The sequence below is a fragment of the Massilia sp. BSC265 genome, assembly GCF_000740675.1.
Classification (GTDB): Bacteria; Pseudomonadota; Gammaproteobacteria; order Burkholderiales; family Burkholderiaceae_D; genus Telluria.
This window is the reverse complement of record NZ_JPXI01000010.1, coordinates 127356-144962: the sequence shown is the minus strand read 5'-3', so window position 1 is coordinate 144962 and position 17607 is coordinate 127356. Positions and strand designations below refer to the sequence as shown.

13 protein-coding genes and 2 tRNA genes are annotated in these 17607 nt (G+C 60.1%); 8 read left to right on the top strand and 7 right to left on the bottom strand.

Annotated elements, in window-relative coordinates:
* The first annotated feature begins 82 nt into the window (after positions 1 to 82).
* Together MA09_RS23525 and MA09_RS01530 are read left to right on the top strand one after the other, a co-directional pair.
* Entirely contained in the window at positions 83 to 1126 is a 1044-nt protein-coding gene (locus MA09_RS23525) for a BON domain-containing protein (protein ID WP_051933073.1), read from the top strand.
* Between the two features lie 102 nt (positions 1127 to 1228).
* Positions 1229 to 2047, top strand: a complete 819-nt coding sequence (locus tag MA09_RS01530; protein ID WP_036244651.1) for an HDOD domain-containing protein — start codon at positions 1229 to 1231, stop codon at positions 2045 to 2047.
* Between the two features lie 13 nt (positions 2048 to 2060).
* On the opposite strand, the gene MA09_RS01525 is transcribed toward MA09_RS01530, so the two are convergent.
* A complete protein-coding gene (locus MA09_RS01525) occupies positions 2061 to 3071 on the bottom strand; it encodes a LysR family transcriptional regulator (RefSeq protein ID WP_229440517.1) in 1011 nt (336 codons plus the stop codon).
* 11 nt (positions 3072 to 3082) lie between these two features.
* On the opposite strand from MA09_RS01525, the gene MA09_RS01520 reads away from it, so the two are divergent.
* The gene (locus MA09_RS01520) at positions 3083 to 3682 is read left to right on the top strand and encodes a cysteine hydrolase family protein (RefSeq protein WP_036244650.1); all 600 of its coding nucleotides are present in this window, start codon (positions 3083 to 3085) and stop codon (positions 3680 to 3682) included.
* On the opposite strand, the gene MA09_RS01515 is transcribed toward MA09_RS01520, so the two are convergent.
* The 4 genes from MA09_RS01515 to MA09_RS01500 all read right to left on the bottom strand — a co-directional run bounded on the left by MA09_RS01515 (position 3671) and on the right by MA09_RS01500 (position 7490).
* Positions 3671 to 4879, bottom strand: a complete 1209-nt coding sequence (locus MA09_RS01515) for an MFS transporter (protein WP_267872568.1) — start codon at positions 4877 to 4879, stop codon at positions 3671 to 3673. The two genes, MA09_RS01520 and MA09_RS01515, sit on opposite strands and share 12 nt — an antisense overlap.
* A gap of 91 nt (positions 4880 to 4970) precedes the next feature.
* A complete protein-coding gene (locus tag MA09_RS01510) occupies positions 4971 to 5561 on the bottom strand; it encodes a YigZ family protein (RefSeq protein WP_036244648.1) in 591 nt (196 codons plus the stop codon).
* Between the two features lie 77 nt (positions 5562 to 5638).
* Complete coding sequence (locus tag MA09_RS01505) at positions 5639 to 7285, bottom strand: choice-of-anchor I family protein (protein WP_051933072.1); 1647 nt, start codon at positions 7283 to 7285, stop codon at positions 5639 to 5641.
* 129 nt (positions 7286 to 7414) lie between these two features.
* Positions 7415 to 7490, bottom strand: a tRNA-Lys gene (locus MA09_RS01500).
* Positions 7491 to 7666: 176 nt separating this feature from the next.
* On the opposite strand from MA09_RS01500, the gene MA09_RS01495 reads away from it, so the two are divergent.
* From MA09_RS01495 to MA09_RS23935, 5 genes are all read left to right on the top strand, one after another.
* Complete coding sequence (locus tag MA09_RS01495; RefSeq protein WP_036244647.1) at positions 7667 to 8950, top strand: hypothetical protein; 1284 nt, start codon at positions 7667 to 7669, stop codon at positions 8948 to 8950.
* 185 nt (positions 8951 to 9135) lie between these two features.
* On the top strand, positions 9136 to 11991 hold the full coding sequence (locus tag MA09_RS01490; protein WP_051933071.1) for a type VI secretion system Vgr family protein: 2856 nt from the start codon (positions 9136 to 9138) through the stop codon (positions 11989 to 11991).
* Positions 11988 to 12872, top strand: coding sequence for a DUF4123 domain-containing protein (locus MA09_RS23945; RefSeq protein WP_081897363.1), 885 nt, complete (start codon positions 11988 to 11990; stop codon positions 12870 to 12872). The genes MA09_RS01490 and MA09_RS23945 overlap by 4 nt, the downstream gene beginning before the upstream one ends.
* A gap of 336 nt (positions 12873 to 13208) precedes the next feature.
* Positions 13209 to 13643, top strand: a complete 435-nt coding sequence (locus MA09_RS25560) for a DUF3304 domain-containing protein (RefSeq protein WP_161783184.1) — start codon at positions 13209 to 13211, stop codon at positions 13641 to 13643.
* A complete protein-coding gene (locus MA09_RS23935) occupies positions 13579 to 15600 on the top strand; it encodes a DUF2235 domain-containing protein (RefSeq protein ID WP_152594520.1) in 2022 nt (673 codons plus the stop codon). The genes MA09_RS25560 and MA09_RS23935 overlap by 65 nt, the downstream gene beginning before the upstream one ends.
* Positions 15601 to 15677: 77 nt before the next feature.
* On the opposite strand, the gene MA09_RS01475 is transcribed toward MA09_RS23935, so the two are convergent.
* A tRNA-Lys gene (locus tag MA09_RS01475) sits at positions 15678 to 15753 on the bottom strand.
* A gap of 63 nt (positions 15754 to 15816) precedes the next feature.
* Entirely contained in the window at positions 15817 to 17583 is a 1767-nt protein-coding gene (locus MA09_RS01470; protein ID WP_036244642.1) for a GspE/PulE family protein, read from the bottom strand.
* Positions 17584 to 17607 lie beyond the last annotated feature (24 nt).

Sequence of the window (17607 nt, the reverse complement as noted above, 5' to 3'; positions counted from 1 at the left end):
AGTGTTCGTTGTCGCACAGATGTTGTCGGGTGTGGGGCGTCTAATGATGTCATCACAACAACCGACTACAAGGGACACCATCATGAACCGACTCCTCACCGCCCTGCTGGCCTCCGTTGCCGGCGCCACCATCGCCGCCGCTCCGGCCTTCGCCCAGTCCGATAATGCCGCCTACCGCAAGGCCATGGACAAGATCGAGGCCGACCACAAGGCCGCCAAGCAGAAGTGCGACGCCCTGAAGAATGAGGACATCTGCGAAGAGCAGGCCGACGTCGCCCGCGCCAAGGCCGAGCTGGCCGCCGTGCAGAAACACGACAACACCCAGGCCAACCGCGATGCAGCCCGCCGCAAGCTGGCCGAGGCCGAGTACGAGCTGGCCGAAGAGAAGTGCGATGCCATGCAAGGCAACGCGAAGGACAGCTGCATGAACAATGCCAAGTCGGTGCGCACCGCCGCGCTGGCCAAGGCCGGCGGCAGTGATACCGGCAACGGCGCCGGCACGGGTGCCAGCGCCACCGGCGGCAGCGGCAGCACCGCCGCGACCGCCGGCGCAGCAGGCAGCGCCGGCCTGATTGCCTCCACCGACACCAAGGATCCGGTCAAGTCGGCGGCCGTCGAGAAGTGCGATGAAAAGGGCAACAAGACCGCCTGCCTGGTCGAGAACAAGGATAAGCCGGACACGGCCCTCGAGCGCGCAGGTGAAAAAACCCGCAACGCCCTCGCCGGCGCAGTCGACAAGACCAAGGAAGCCGGCCGTAACGTTGCCGACAAGACCAAGGAACTGACCGCCGGTGCCGCTGCAACGACCGAGCGGGCTGCCGAGAACGTCGGCGACAAGACCCGCGACACCGCTTCGAACGCGGCCGACAAGACCGAGAAGGCGACCGAGCGCGCCGGCTCGCGCACCGCGTCCAACATGTCGGATGCGGCAATCACTGCCAAGGTCAAGGCCGGCCTGGCCGCCGAGAAGGACACCAGTGCGCTGGCCGTCAAGGTCGAGACCGAGAAGGGCGTCGTCATGCTGAGCGGCTTCGTCGATTCGAAGGCTGAAGCCGAGCGCGCCGAGAAGGTGGCCAAGGGCGTCGAAGGCGTTACCAGGGTCAAGAGCGCGATCAAGGTGAAGTAATCGTCGATCGCGAAGGAAGCCCGCACGTGCGCCGTGCGGGCTTTTTCTTGTCCAGCCGCACGCGCTGCCGGGCCCGGCGCGCACCAACGGTATAATTCCCTCGTGAACAAACTCGAAGCCTTCGGATACATTGCCGCCCAGGCCGCGCGTGGGGACATCACCTTTCCCACCAGCGTGAATGCCGTGCTGCGCCTGCAGCTGGCCCTGGATGATCCGGATTGCCATGTGGATGAGGCGATCCGCCTCGTGCTGTCCGAACCGCAGCTGGCCGCGCGCACCGTGGCGCTGGCCAATACTGCCGCCTACGGCGCTGCCAACGGCACCCAGGTGAGCAATGTGCGTGCGGCCGTGTTGCGCATCGGCTACCGCCGCCTGCGCGGCCTGGTCGCGGCCCTGATGGTGCGCCAGTTCGGCCACCGCATTGCCGACCCCGTGCTGCGCGCCAAGGCCGCGCAGCTATGGACCCACAGCGCCCAGGTGGCGGCGCTGGCCCATGCCATTGCGCGCCATGTGACCAGGATCGATCCGGATACCGCGCTGTTCGCCGGCATCGTGCACGAGGTCGGCGGTTTCTACCTGCTGTCGCGCGCCGATGAGTTCCCCGGCCTGCTCGAGGACGATACCGAGAACTGGAGCGCGCTGGTCGAGGACGTGGCCAGCCTGGAAATCATGCGCAAGCTGGCGATTCCCGCAGACGTGGCGGAGGCTGTCGGCGGCCTGCGCGACGGCGTGCCGAACCCGGTGCCGCACACGCTGCTCGATACGCTGCTGCTGGCGAACCATTATGTGCTGGTCGATTCGCCGCTCGGCGGAGCGGCGGACGACCACGAACCCGGCCCGCTCGATGCGGCCACGCTGCAGGTGCTGCGCAGCGAAGCGGCCGAGACGGCGCAGGCGCTCGGCGACGCCACGCTGGCCTAGTTTCTTTCGATTCCTAATCCCACCCGATGATGCCCGCACGGCCGGCCTGCGTGGCCGCCGCCAGCTTGCGCTCGCGCAGCGCCCGGACCACCGCGCGCACCCGAGGAAGGCGCATCACGTCCGGCAGCGCCGCGATTGCAAACTGGCGCCGCGCAGGAATCGGCAGCGGCAGGATGCGCACGTCGGGCGGTTCCGGAAAGCTGGCCAGGCGCGGCAGGATCGAATAGCCCATGCCGCGGCCGACCATGGCGGCAATGCTGGTGTCATTGCTCAAGGTGCGCGCAGGATCGGATCCGAACCCGGCCGCACGGCAGCGCGCCAGGATTTCCGCAGCACCCGTACAGGCCAGGCCGATGAAGGGCAGGGCGCCGAGCTCGGGCCAACAGGGCGAAGGACCGCTTGGCGGCGCCAGCGCGGCAGGGACAACCAGCACATAGTCGTCGTGCAGGTAGGGGGTAGAGGCCAGCGTGCCGGCCAGCGGCAGCTGGGCGATGCCGACCTCGGCCAGGCCGCCCTGCAGCGCGGCCGTCACGTCGGCGCGCTGCTCGCAGCTGTCGTCGATCTCGACGCGCAGCTGCGGATGGCGCTGCGCCAGCGCTTCGAGCACATGGGGCAGCAGATGGGTGCCGATGCTGCGAAAGCAGGCGATGCGCACGGTGCCGGACAGGCCATCGTCAAGCAGCGCCACCTCGCGCAGGCTGTCCTCCAGGCGCAGCATCTGGCGCGCCTTCTCCAGTACCCGCTGCCCGGCCTCGGTGGGCGCCGAGCCGGCGCGGCCGCGCGCCAGCAGGCTGACACCCAGCTCGCCCTCGAGTTCGGCGAGCGCATGGCTGATGCGCGACTGCGTGCAGCCCAGCTCCGCGGCGGCGGCGCTGAAACTGCCGTGCTCGGCCACGGCAACCAGCATCTTCAGTTGGCTCAGCTTCATGCCATCGAAATCCTTCATGTGAAGCCAGCCATTATCCCCCATTTCGGTTGTGGCATCGCGGGTGGCGGCGCAGGATGGCGCTTCGATCCACTTCATGGAAGAAGCACATGAAAGCATTACCCCTGAACGCAGCCCTGATCAGCATCGACGTGCAGCAGGCTTTCAACGACCCGAGCTGGGGCCGGCGCAACAATCCCGACGCCGAGGAAAAGATCGCCGCGCTGCTGGCGGCCTGGCGCGCGACCGGACGACCCATCTTCCACATCCAGCACCGCTCGGCCTCGCCGACGGGATCGTTCCGCCCCGGCACACCTGGCTACCTGCACAAGCCGGAAGGGCAACCGCTGGCGGGCGAGCCGGTGATATTCAAGAGCGTCAACAGTTCCTTCATCGGCACCGACCTGGAGGCGCGCCTGCGCGCGGCCGGCATCGAGGTGCTGGTGATCATGGGCTTGACGACCGACCATTGCGTTTCGACGACGACGCGCATGGCCGGCAACTTCGGTTTCGAGACGTATTTCGTGGCGGACGCCACCGCCACCTTCGAGCGTACGGGGCCGGACGGCCGCCACTTCACGGCCGAGGAGATGCACGACACGGCCCTGGCCAGCCTGCATGGCGAATTCGCGACCGTCGTGTGGTCGGCTCAGGTGCTGGAGATGCTTGCGGCGCTGGAACCTGCGCCGCAGCCAGGCTTAGCTGCCTGAGGCGGCGAGACGCGCCTGGGCACGGCCCTGTGCCAGCATCGCCATGGCCAGCAGGACGCCCGACAGGGCCAGCCCGGCTGCGACCCACTGCGGCGAGGCGTAGGAATAGCCCAGGGTCAGCGGGATGCCGCCGAGGAAGGCACCTAGGGCATTGCCGATATTGAAGCCCGATTGCCCCAGCGAGGAGCCCAGCATTTCCGCTTGGCGCGAGTGCGCCATCAGCAGCATCTGGATCGGCGGACCCAGCGCCAGCGCATTGGCGCCGGTGGCAAAGGCCAGCACCAGCATGGCAGCCTGCGAGCCCGCGAACAGGCCATTGCACAGCAGCAGGGCAGTCATGGTGCCCAGCAGGATCAGGATGGCTTGCAGCGGCGGCACGCGGTCGGCCAGGCGCCCGCCCAGGTTCACGCCGACCGTCATGCCGACGCCGACCACGGTCATCACGATCGGGATGGTCGCCGGCTTGAAACCGCTGACTTCGGTCAACAGCGGCGCAATATAGCTGAAGAAGGCGAAGAAGCCGCCGGTGCCGATCGAGGTGATGGCCAGCGCCAGCCACAGGGCCGGATTGCGGAAGATGCGCAAGTCCTGCTTCAGGCTGGTCCGCCCCTTGGCTTCGATATAGGGCACCAGCTGGCGCAGGGCCAGCACCGTGGCCAGGCCGATCGCCGCCACCACCAGGAACACGGCGCGCCAACTCATGTTATGGCCGAGCCAGGTGCCTGCCGGCACACCCACCACGTTGGCGAGCGTCAGGCCGGTGAACATGGTCGCCAGGGCCGCGGCTACCTTGCCCTCGTCGGCCAGGCGGCTGGCGACAACGGAACCGACACCGAAGAAGGCGCCGTGCGGCAGGCCGGCCATGAAGCGCGACAGCATCATTACCTCGAAGTTCGGGGAGAAGGCCGACATCGCATTGAACAGTGTGAATATCGCCATGAACCAGATCAGCACGTTGCGCGGCGGGCGGTGCGCCATCAGGCTCACCAGGGTCGGCGCACCGACCACGACGCCGAGCGCATAGGCCGTGATGAGGTAGCCGGCTTGCGGGATGCTGATCTGCAGGCCGCCGGCGATATCGGGCAGGATGCCCATGATGACGAATTCGGTCATGCCAATGCCGAAGCCGCCCAGGGCGAGGGGAAGAAGACTTTTCTTGATCAAAATGCGCTGGAAGTGGCGAAGTGGACCGGCCACTATAGCGCGCGATATCCGCTTGGTCCGCTTTTGTGTCGTGATGTCAGGTATAGCGACCGGATATGTAATACAAGCAAGATACCGACTACTCCTAATCGACTTTCGGCCAAGCGATACGGCCGTGACCGGCATTGTCGAGCCGGGTACGCAGCGCGGCGGCGTGCTGCGCGGGCAGGCTGAAGTCGAACAGCACCTCGTCGCCATGCGCCACCGCGTCCAGGCGGGCGCCGGCGGCATCGAGTTCGCGCCGCACCATCCCTTCGAGCGCATAGGGCGCGGTGCAGCGCAGCCCCTGCAGCTTGATGATCGGCACCTTTTGGGCCTGCAGCAGGGCCTGCGCCACGCTGTCGGTGTAGGCGCGCACCAGTCCGCCCGCACCCAGCTTGACCCCGCCGAAGTAGCGTACCACGGTGGCCAGCACGCCTTCCAGGTCCTGGTGGCGCAGCACGTCGAGCATCGGACGGCCGGCGGTACCGCTCGGCTCGCCGTCGTCGACCGCGGCCGACTGGCCACCGGCCAGCAGGGCCCAGCAGACGTGGGCGGCGCCGGGATGCCCGGCGCGCAGGCTGGCGACGACCTGCTGGGCGCCGGCCCTATCTGGCATTGGCTGGACGCAGGCGAGGAAGCGGCTCTTCTTGATGACGAGTTCGACGTGGACGGGGGAAGCGATGGTGTGTGGCATGGCGCCGATTATCGGCGGCGCCGGAGGAAATGCCAACCGTCATGGCTGGCATTTCCACTTTCAACCCTGTTGCGGGATCAGTAGCTGAGGTTGATTTGCAGGATGGCGGTCGTGCCGCTCGTCTCGTTACCGACCACCAGCAGCGGCTTGTTGTTCGGTGACTGCTTCGCCGGAATCAAAGTCAGGCCTTCCGGACCGCGATCCCCGGTGTCGTTGGTACGAGAGTTGAGGTAAGTGACGAAGCTCGCTGCCGCAGGCTTGCTCACGTCGTACACCATCACGCCGCCGATTCGTTCCAGGCCGATGAAGGCATAGGTCTTGTTGCCGAAACGGCCGACCACCACGCCTTCCGGTTCCGGACCCTTGGACGCGCTGCGGCCGTCGAGCTCGTTGTTGTCGTTGCTGGCATTGAAGCGGGCGTTCGGCAGCGACACGGTCTTCTGTTCGAACTCGTCGCCCGAGTCGTACACGCGGTTCAGGTTGGTGTCCCAGATCGAGAAGGAGCGGGCGCCGAAGCTGTACAGCTCGGTGCATTGGCCGGCCGCGTTCTTGCCGGTGCTGCCGCCGTTCGGCGTGGTGGTGATGCGCAGGCGGCCCAGGTTCGAATCGAAGATCTGGTTGGCGGCATTGCCGAACACGGCCGGGTCGAGGCCGGCCGTGCAGTGAGCACGTACCCGCGTCTCTTCGTTGAAGCCTGGCCAGTCGGCGCGCGCATCGCCTTCATTGGCGGTGACCAGATAGGAGGTGCCGTCCACCGTAAAGCGGGCGATCGCGTCGGGCAGGTACATGCCTTTCACCGGCTGCGGAGCGATTTTCACCGACGGGCTGCCGCTGTTGGTATTGGTGCCGCCGTCTTCGTCCGAGACATCCATGCCCATGCCGGCCAGGTTGTGGTTCTTGGTGCCGAGCGGCTTGATCGCGGTGACCTTGGCGGTGGCGACGTCGACGATGGCGACCGCATTGTTTTCCTGCAGGGTGACATATGCGGTGCGGCCGTCTTCGCTGGTGGCGATGTATTCCGGTTCGAAGTCCTGGGCCGCGCTGGCCCCCGGGCCGTAGATGCGGATGCCCTGGCTGCGCAGCGCGGCTTCCTGGCCGTTGAAGGCGCGGAAGTCGGCGGTGGCGACGGTCGGCGTGCCCCCGCGGTTGACGGTGATCACGCTGATCGAGCCTTCCGGATCGACGGAGTCCGCCTGGCCATAGCTGTTCGGTTCGCCTTCATTGGCAACCAGCACGGTGCGGCCGTCCGGGGTAAAGGTGAGCATGTCGGGTTGGGCGCCGACGCGCACGCTGTTAAGCAGTTTCAGGTCGGCGGCATTGTAGAAGGCGACCGTGCCGGGATTGGTCTTGGGCGAGGATTCGATGGCGAGCGCGACCAGGCCGTCATGGATGGCGACGCTGTTCACGCCCGCACCGAGGCCGGCGACGCTGATGGTGCTGAGCAACCTGGGCGCGGACGGCGTGGAAAGGTCCAGGACGTCGACGGTGCCGTTGGCGCCGTTGACCACGAACAGGCGCTTGCTGGCGGCATCGAAGGCGGTGATCTCGGCCGCGCCGGCCTTGCCGCCGTTGTAGCTGCCGATCTTCTCCATCGTCAGCGTCCTGGGCGTCAGTTCTTCGTCGTCATCGCTGCCACCGCAACCGGCAAGGAGGCCGGCGGCAAGCATGGCGGCGCCGAGGACGCGCAGGGTGGTCGGAGGAGCGGCGAGGTCGAGAAACGGCATTGTCGGATTTCCTGAGTTGAAAAACCGACAGCATAGGAGGCAGGGATGACAGCAATATGACGAGAAAAACAAGCGCGAAAAACAAAAAAGGCGTCACGATTTCTCATGACGCCTTCCTTGCTGAATCTTTGGTAGGCCGTGCTGGGCTCGAACCAGCGACCAACGGATTAAAAGTCCGCTGCTCTACCAACTGAGCTAACGACCCGAAGAAGCCAAGATTATAGCGGCGTTTGCGCGAATATCCAAGTGCTTCGTTTCAATTTGTTGGCGCGACAGGGCGGCAAGCCCGATGCGCCAAGTTCCCCCTCCCGGGGGGATGGGCTGGATACAGGCATGCCAGCAAAATTGCTCGCTACCGGATACCACTTCATAGGAAGCCCCATGTTCTTGCCAAAACACCTAGCGCTTGCTGTTTCGGGCCTGTTTGCCCTGCCTTCCGTCCTTGCCGCGCAGCCGGTGCAGAAGGTCAAGCCGCCTGTCAGCCAGGCTTACATCGACCTCGCCACTTTCTCCGGCGGCATGCAGATGCCCGGCGGTGCGGGCGGCTTGATGGGGGCCATGTTTGGGGCCAAAGCCAGTGACAATACCTTCGGCATGACCCAGGCCCAGAGCCCAGGGCGCTGGATGGATGTCACGCTCCTCACCCGCAACAACAGCAAGCTGACGACGGCAACGCAGAGCGTGCCGGCCGGCGCGAAGCTGGGGCCCGTGCTGAACCTGCTGGCGCCGGACCAGGGGCCGGCAGACGTGCCCGCATATGACGACACGGACCCGGAACCGACGAAGTTCGAGATGCCGAAAGGGAAAATGTATCTCTACTGGGGTTGCGGGGCGGAGGTACGCAAGGGACAGCCGCTGGTGCTCGATCTCGCCAAGATGGATCCTAAACAGTTCGGCAAATTCTTCCAGAACCGCAGCGCCACTTCCCGGGTGCCGCAACCAGCGCCCGGACGCCCGGGCTGGCCGAACAAGAACGACACCCGTCGCCTGCCGGACGGCGCGTCGCTGGTGGGGGAGCACGGCTTTGCCGGTGCTGGCGTGGTGGACGGCTTCAAGTTCAATATCGACGCCCAGCACGACCTGATGCCTGCCGTCGAGGCAAGCCGCGATGAGGACGACAAGGCTGTGCTGTTCAAGTGGAAGCCGATGCGGCAGGCCAGTGGCTGGTTCGTGCAGTCGATGGGCATGCGCGACGCCGGCAAGGGCGAGGCGGGCGAAATGGAGATGGTGTACTGGACCTCGAGCGAGCTGCCGGACATGGGCATGGGTCTGGTGAACTACCAGCCGAACGGCTCCATCAGCAAGTGGCAAAAAGAAAAGGTGCTGCTGCCTGCCGGGGCAACCGAATGCATGGCGCCGAAGGAAGCCGTCGGCCCGATGGCGATGTCGCGTGTCATTGCCTATGGCGAAGAGCTGAACATGGCGTATCCGCCGCGGCCGAAGGATCCAAAAGTCACCTGGGAACCGCAATGGAACGTCAAGGTGCGGCTGAAGTCGGTCGCGTCGCTGATGCCGGGCATGGGGGCAGCAATGCAAGCCGCCATGGTGGAGCAGGAGGGGGCGCCGGAAGAAAAGAAGACCCAAGCGCCGGCCAAAGCGGGCGTGACGGAAGCCGTGACCAAAGGGGTGGTCGACGTGCTGACGCGCGGACTGTTCGGCCGATGACTGTCGGCGTTTCGTTTCGGAGCAGCACGTACCGAGAAGGCTTGTCACTAGCTTAAGGTTTTGTACGGCATGGACGCGTTTGCTTGGCGCGGCCCTGCAAGTGATGATGCTGCGCAAGAATTTCCTGTTGGACTGCCTATATCGTGGTGGCTTCGGCTGCCGAGTCCACAAGGAATCCTTACGGTATGAGCACGACGCTGACGGACCATATCTTCGCCGCCCTGGCTGAATTCAGCAGCACAAGCAGGCTGTATGAGCTCAAGATTGGCCATCGCGAGGAAACCGGGCTACTGGTTGAAGCGTTTGTTGCGGACGACGCCGTGCAGGAGGTGGGGGCGCGGGATGTGATCGCGCTGTCGACCGATGCTTGCCTGGAGCTCGATGCCTTGCTGGGGCAGCCGGCAGTGTTCGAAATCTGTCTCGCAGGTGGAACGCGGGAGCGTTTTTCCGGCGAGATTTGCGAGGCAGCCATGCTCGGCAGTGATGGCGGGCTGGCGCGTTACCGCATTCGGATTGCGTCCTGGCTGTGGCGTCTCGAACATGTGCGTAATAGCCGGGTGTGGCAGGACAAGCGTGTCGCCGAGATCGTCGATGCGGTGTTCGAAGCCTACCTGCCGCTGGCGCGCTGGCGCTGGAGCGAGGATACCGGGCCATTCCTGGCGGAGGTGTCGCCGCGCAGTTACTGCTGCCAGTACCGGGAATCCGATCTCGACTTCGTGCGGCGGCTGCTGGCCGAGGAGGGGCTGTGCTGGCGGATCGAGCAGACTGGGAAGGGCCCGGGGCTTGTGCTGTTTGCCGATAGCAGCCAACGGTGCGCAGTGCCGGAGGATGCCGGCAGCGCTGCGCTGGGCGGCGTGCGCTTCCACGGTGCCCGTTCGGTGGAGGAGTCGGACAGTGTCCAAGCCTTGTCGGCGGAGCGGCGCTTGCATGCTTCCCTGACGACTTTGCTCAGCTATGACTACAAGTCCAAGCAGGTGGTCGGGGCGAGTTCACCGTCGCATTACACGTACGGCAAGTTGCCGGAGCTGGAGAGCTTCGAGGTGCCGGGGCAGTATGCCTGTGCGGACTGGCGCCAGGCGCAGCATCACGCGGACCTGCGCATGCAGGAGCAGGAGGCGCGGGGGCAGATCTGGCGGGGGCGCTCGAGTGTAAGGACCTTGCGGGCCGGGACGCGATTGCAGGTGCTTGGCGCGCCGCTGCAGCAGTTGGGTGAGTCGGCGGCGTTCACTGTGCTGCGGGTGTTCAGTATTGGCGTCAACAATATGCCGCCGGCGACGCAGCATGCGCTGGCGGAGTTGTTCGGGCCGATTCCGGAGTTGCTGGAAGAGCTGACGCGGGAGGGTATGCCTGAAGACCTGGAGCTGGCGATTGCGCAGGCGCGGGAGACTGGTTATGGCAATTGCTTCAGCGCGGTTGCTAGCGACATCATCTGGCGTCCGCGTCTGGCGGGGGAGGGTGGAGGTTCCTATCTAAAGCCGGTCGCCTTTGGCGCGCAAAGTGCCATTGTCGTGGGAGCGGATGGCAATGATGAGCCGAGCGGTGCGGATGAGTTGTACTGCGACAGGATAGGACGGATTCGTATTCGCTTCCATTGGCAGGATAGTGGGCAGGCGACCTGCTGGGTGCGTGTTGCGCAGCGCTCGGCTGGCGGCGGGATGGGGCAGCAATTTCTGCCGCGTATTGGACAGGAAGTGTTGGTGCAGTTCCTGGAGAACGATATCGACCGGCCGATAGTCGTTGGGGCGCTCTACAACGGGCGAGGTGAAGGGGGAGTTGTTGCTACACCTGGCGGTCAGCGCGATAAGGAAGCTGATCTTTCCTGTTTTGAAACTGCAAATGACCATGCTTCGTCGGCACAGACAAACCTTAGTTGTGGGAATAGCCCGGCTTGGCATGGCGCCTCGAGCGCCAGTGTTGGACATCGGAATCCAGCATCTCAATGGGGTATTCGCAGCAAGGGATTCGGCACCCACGGCTATTCGCAGCTGTTGTTTGATGATGTAGACAGTCAATGCAGGGTGCAATTCAAGAGCGGGCATGTAGGCAGTGAACTAAATCTCGGACACATCATCCACTCCACCGATAACTATCGTGGCAGTTTCAGGGGTACGGGTGGAGAGTTGCGGACTGATGCCTATGGCACAGTACGGGCCGCGTCCGGCTTATTCCTATCGAGCTATAACACCGCCAATATCACATCGATACGTGACACAGTTGGCGATAACGCTGCTGGTATTGCGTTGCTGAAGCAGTTAGAAGCGCTTATGAAACTATTTAGCTTCGCAGCGACTACTCATCAAACAGTGAACTTCGCAACGCTTCTCGGGACAATCAAATCGAACGGAAGTGTGCTCAACAATAAGGCAGCCCCGCTGAGTGCAATGCTGACGTCAGCATCTGGCATGGTGGATAGGAACAGCCATGACAGTGCTCTGGCCGATGTTCACGCTAAGAATACCCTGGCCAGCGAAGCCAAGGTTCCACATCCATGCGATCCGCTTATCGCGATCTCAGCGAAGAATGACTACGCAATGAATGCCGGGCAAAGCCTGCAGCTGTCAAACGGCGAAAATTTCATTTCGGCAAGCAGGATGGATAGCCAATATAGTACTGGCGGGCAGATGCGAATGCACACAAGACAAGCTATTGGCTTTCTTGGCGGGACCATTAAGCCCGGAGATACTGGCAAAGGTTTGGAGTTGATTGCTGCAAAGAAGATGATCGATCTTTCTGCTCAGGGCAATCAATTTCTTATGCAAGCGCGCGACACGGTCGCGCTTAATAGTATTAGCGCTTACATTGACTGCGCCAGCAATAAGTCAATCACGCTGATGACCGCAGGTGGCGCGTCAATAAAAGTCGATGGCGGAAACATCACCGTCCAGTGCCCTGGCAAGACCATTATCCATGCTGGGAAAAAGACTTTCCTTCAACCAGCAAGAATCTCTTACCCAGCTCCCGCTCTACCTACAAGCATCTGCGTTGAATGTCTAATTAAAGCTCGCAATGCCGGATCACCTTTTGTCTTGAGGTCTGCATGAGCACTTCAATCGATTTTCGTGCTATTGCCGAAGAGTCACTTTCAGACCTTCCGGCCTCAAATCTTTATTTCTTAATTGATCATGGCGGACTCCCGGGCCTGGTTTCGAAACTCTCAAGAAGTTCTTTAGCATGGGTAAGTCTGTTCGATTGTGGGCGAGAGTCCCAGGCGCTGGAAGTCGCACCGCTCCTAGTCCTGGCGGGTAGTAATGGGAAATTGCGGATGCCCCGAAACCTGTTTGATTGGATCGGGAAAGAAGGGACTTATACCTCTTCCGTCATCATGCTTTCCTCGCCGCTGCGTTTGGAAGTGATGGCGAGACGACTTGCCATCCGCCTAGATGTAAAACTTTCGAATGATTTGGATGCGATGCTCCGCTTCTTTGATCCTAGAATACTAGAAGGGTTGATAAAAGTTCTACCGGCTGAGAAATTGAGATCGTTTTTGAGTGTCGCTGAATCATGGCAGTTTCCTGATCGGAATGGGAACATGGTGAAGATTGATTCTAATTTCTCTGTTGAAGATGGCCGTTTTATTCCCTTAGAGCTAACTCAGGAGCAAGAATTTCGTTTAGTTGATCTGTCGGAGGCAGATCAAGTACTGGACGTAATCAGATCGAATTTTTCTTACTTGGAGAACAGTCATTCTTTTTCTCTACAATATGATTTCGTGAGACGACAAGTTGATGAAGCGCGGAGTTTGGGGCTGAACTCTGTTCTTAAATTTTCACTTTACATTATGCTGCAATTGCTCGAAGGTGAAAAATTCCAGGGAAGTGCGCTGCGGCTCGATTTCTTGGATAAGCTAAAAAGGGATGAATTCGATTTTTCAGGGGTTATCAGTTCCAACGATGACAGTGGTCTTATGCCATTGCGAACTTAGAAAATAAAGCAGGCTTAACCTTCGATTTTCAAGGGTGTTTGGATGTGGCGATATGCCCCTTGCTTGTTTTTATAGGTGATGATTGTTCATTGAGTGCGTTTCCGGAGAATATCGAATGATAAGAGTCCGAAGAAGGAAAAATTTTGAAGATACTACACTTTATTTAACGCTAGATAATCTTTTTGTAACTGATCGCCAGACTGTCGCGCTTGCTCTGATTCTTAGTTTTCTGAATATTTTTGTTATTAACTTGTTAATTTCGAATCTGGTTATAGGGGTTGCACGGTCCGGCGAGGTCGACTCCAAAGGGGGGGCGATACCAAAACATTGAGTCTTGTGGGGTATAACTATACAAATCGGGTTATTGAAAGTTATACCGTTGATTATGTTAGTGGGGGCGACATTAAGTTGAGTTCGGTAACGAGTGGAGGGGGAGGGGTCTCGTGCTGTTTTGAGTACTACCCGGATTTAGGCGAGAAACTGCTGGTCAAGGTCAGATGGCAAGTGGACGGGTGCACTTATGTTCTAAGAAATCCGGTAACCAACGCTACAGCGGATGTACGGCATCTGTATTACCAAGAAAAAATGGTAGAGGTTGAGCGAAAAACCAAGGGCGTGCCGGAGTTTGTAGAAACTCATATATTTCCAAACGGTTCAGTTAAGGTGTTTTTGACGGCAGAGATGAGTTCCCCGATATTGCGTCTTGATGCAACACGTACAGATAGATCCTCCTTCCCAAGGTGCAAAAATGGTAAAAGGCCGCCTCAGTAACAGTTCTGGTGAATCTAAGATGCCTCCCCTTCGGCCGGAGTCATGTCAATTGCAGCGATCTGCAGAATTGGGAAGCAATATTGTGACATTTCCCGCAAGAGTCGCTGTAAAGCAGAATGCTGCCGAGAACGTCGTCAACGCATTAGTCGCGTCTGAGAGTCGCCGGAGTTCTCCAGTAAAATGCACTCAGCGAATCTGGCTCACTTATTTCTTTGATGGGACTGGTAACAATCTTGATGCTGACCTAAATTTGCTCAAGCACAGCAATATTGCAAGGTTGTATCGGATCCATAAGTCTTCAAATGCAGAAGAAGGAATCTATCGTTTCTATATACCTGGCATTTCTACATATTTTCCGGAAGTGGGAGATATGGGCGCAAGTATTGCAGGTTCTGGATTTGGTGCGCTGGGAGAAGCAAGGTTGCGTAATGCGTTGGAGAAATTTGACAAAGCGATTGCACCTCATCTTGCTCGAGCTAATTCTTCGGCTAACGCCATCGAAGAGATTAATATTGCTGTCTTTGGGTTCAGTCGCGGCGCTGCACTAGCTCGAGCCTTTGTTAGTATGATGATGGAATCCCGGTGTACATTGCTTGAGAATTCGTGGCAATTAAATCAAGGAAAGTGGCCGGTATATTTTCGTTTTATGGGGTTGTTTGATACAGTTGCTTCTGTTGGTAACCCTCTGAGTAGAAACAATACCGATTACTACAATCCGGCATTTTCTGATGCCGTAGCGATGATTTCAGAGCGTATTGACGAATATCCGCAGACAAGCCCGCGTTCTTTGGCTTTTTCACCAAATGGTACTGCGGGCGCTGATCCTGCTCCAGGTACGCACGCAGGTCATGACCATTGGGGTAAGCGTATGGCAATTCACGAAACGGTGATGGAAGTAAGGCATTTCGTCGCTGCACACGAGTTGCGTAATTCCTTCCCGGTGGATAGCATTAGCAGAATGGTGGGCGGGAAAGTTTATAAACCCAAACATTTTTACGAGACAGTCTATCCCGGCTCACATTCTGATGTTGGAGGGGGGTATGCTCCGTCCGAAGGCGGGCGGGCGGCTCTTCCCACCGAAAATTTTTGTCTGATACCGCTGCGACATATGTACGAATATGCGCTGCGACAGAAAGTGCCGTTTTTGCCAATAATCGCTCGCATCAATATTGATGACTTCAAGATGGATGACCGGTTACGGGATCGCTATAACCACTATCTTGCCGCGGTCGGGTCTTCTGGAAGTATCGGTCGGGATATTCGTTCTCATATGAGGCTTTATTATGCGTGGCGTTTTCATGTGATACGCAGAAAGCAGCAAGGCGATAGGGGAGACGGAACTTTGATCGAGTCAGCTAGTCAAGACTTTCGTGAGCAAAGAACTCGTGCAAATCTTGAGCTCGATCGACTTTCGAAACAGGAGGCTGCAGCGGAGTCAACTGTGAATGTATTATCCGGCACGAATCGTTGGCAAAAGGATTACGGGGTGAGACCAATCAAAGATAGCAATGAGCTTCACGCAGCTAGGAGTCGCCATGAGGCATTGAGGGGTGAGAAATATAGAATGAAAGCTCGTAGAGATGCGATCCCGAATATGGATAACTTTGCTGTAAACCTAGAAATGTATGAAAAGCAGTTGATGATTGATGTGGATTCCATTCGTCGCGCGATGCGCGACGCTTTTGACGATCATGCATCAATAGCGCGACGTACGAATCTCCGCCCTCACTACCGAGGACTGGTCGAGGCTTATGAGGACGAGTTTGAGAAAAAGAGTGGCTTGAAGGATCAGAAGATTATCGAATTCTTCGATCAATATATCCATGACTCCTTGACCGGTTTTGGCCGAGATGCGACCTTGCCATCAGATCCTCGGGTTGTATTTGCGGGCGGGGATCAGAAGCTTCAGATTGCCCACATTGTCAATAGTCTCGAGAACGAAAAAAGCTATGCTTAGGTCAAAATCCAGGTAGATTGTGAAAACAAAAAAGGCGCTACGATCACTCGTAACGCCTTCTTTGCTACAACTAATTCTGGTAGGCCGTGCTGGGCTCGAACCAGCGACCAACGGATTAAAAGTCCGCTGCTCTACCAACTGAGCTAACGACCCGAAAGAGGCAGCATTATAGCCGGGCATTTCGGTTTGCGCTAGTGCTACCTGAACAAGACGGCCTCACACCAGCGCCGCGGTCACCTTCAGCACCTCGTCCGCCGTGGTCACGCCCTCGACCACCTTCATCGCCCCCGCAATGCGCAAGGGCTTCATTCCATCCGCCACGCTCTGCTGGCGAAGCTTCTGGATCTCGCCGGACTCGCGCACCACACGCGCAAACCCTTCACTCACCGTCAGCAGTTCATAGATGCCCGTCCGCCCCCGATACCCCGTCTGCCGGCACTCCGGACACCCGATCGGCCGATACACCACGGCAGGCTTCGGAATATTCCAAGCTCCCCCGATGCCCTGCCACAGCTCGTCACTGAGCTCGCCCCCAGGCGCCTTGCAATCCGGGCAAAGCGTCCTTACCAGCCTTTGCGCCATCACACCAATCAGCGTCGCCTCGAGCAAATAATCCGGCACCCCCAACTCCAGCAAACGCACCACCGCCGCCGGCGCGTCATTCGTATGCAGGGTAGAGAACACCAGATGCCCCGTCAGCGCCGCCTGAATCGCCATCTCTGCCGTCTGCAGGTCGCGAATCTCGCCGACCATGATGATGTCCGGATCCTGCCGCATCAGCGCGCGTACGCCGTCTGCGAACGACAAATCGATCCCCGGCTGCACCTGCATCTGGTTGAACGAGGCCTCGACCATCTCGATCGGATCCTCCACCGTGCACACGTTGACTTCACTGGTCGCCAGCGCTTTCAAGGTCGTGTACAAGGTCGTGGTCTTGCCCGACCCCGTCGGCCCGGTCACAAGGATAATCCCGTGCGGCCGGTTGGTCAGCGCATCCCAACGCGCCGCATCGTCCGGCGGAAAACCCAGCTCCGGCAGCGTCTTCACCACCACTTCCGGGTCGAAAATACGCATCACCAGCTTCTCGCCAAAGGCCGTCGGCAGTGTCGACAGACGCAGTTCGACTTCCTGCCCGCCGGCCGTGCGCGTCTTGATCCGCCCATCCTGCGGTCGCCGCTTCTCGATCACGTCCATCCGCCCCAGCAGCTTGATTCGCGCCGTCATTGCGATCATCACGACGGCCGGCACCTGGTACACCTGGTGCAGCACGCCATCGATGCGGAAGCGAATCACGGCAACATCGCGCTTCGGCTCCAGGTGGATGTCCGACGCACGCTGCTCGAAGGCATAACTCCACAGCCAGTCGACGATGTTGACGATGTGCTGGTCGTTCGCGTCGAACTGCTTGTTCGATCTGCCCAGTTCGACCAGTTGCTCGAAATTATTCCGCATCGCCAGGTCTTGTCCGGTCTGGCGGTTGGCGTCGCGGATCGTTTTGGCCAGGCTGAAGAACTGCGAGATGTACTGCGCGATGTCGAGGGGATTGGCCAGTACCAGCTCGATCTTGCGGCGCGAGACCTTGGCGATCTCCGCTTCCCATTCCACATTGGCAGGGTCGGCCGTCGCCACCACCAGCGTCGAGCCGCTCATTTCCACCGGCAGGATATTGAAGCGCGCCGCATAGCTGGCCGACATCACGTCCGCCACCTTGGTGAAGTCGATCTTGAGCGGGTCAATGCGGATGAAGGGCAGGCCGACCTTGGTCGCGCACCATTCGGTCAGCGCATCGAGCGTCAGCAGGCGGTGCGGGGGCAGGCTCGAGACCAGCTTGCATTGGGCTACGGCCGTGAGCGGATGCATCGACCCGGCCGCGTTTTTCAGGATGCCCTGCGCCTGCGCGAATTGCGCCTTGACGTTCTCCTTGGAGACGATACCGTCCGCCAGCAGCCAGGAGAAGATGGACTGCAGGTCGAGCGCCCGCAAGCGCGTCCTGGCAGAGGAAGAGGG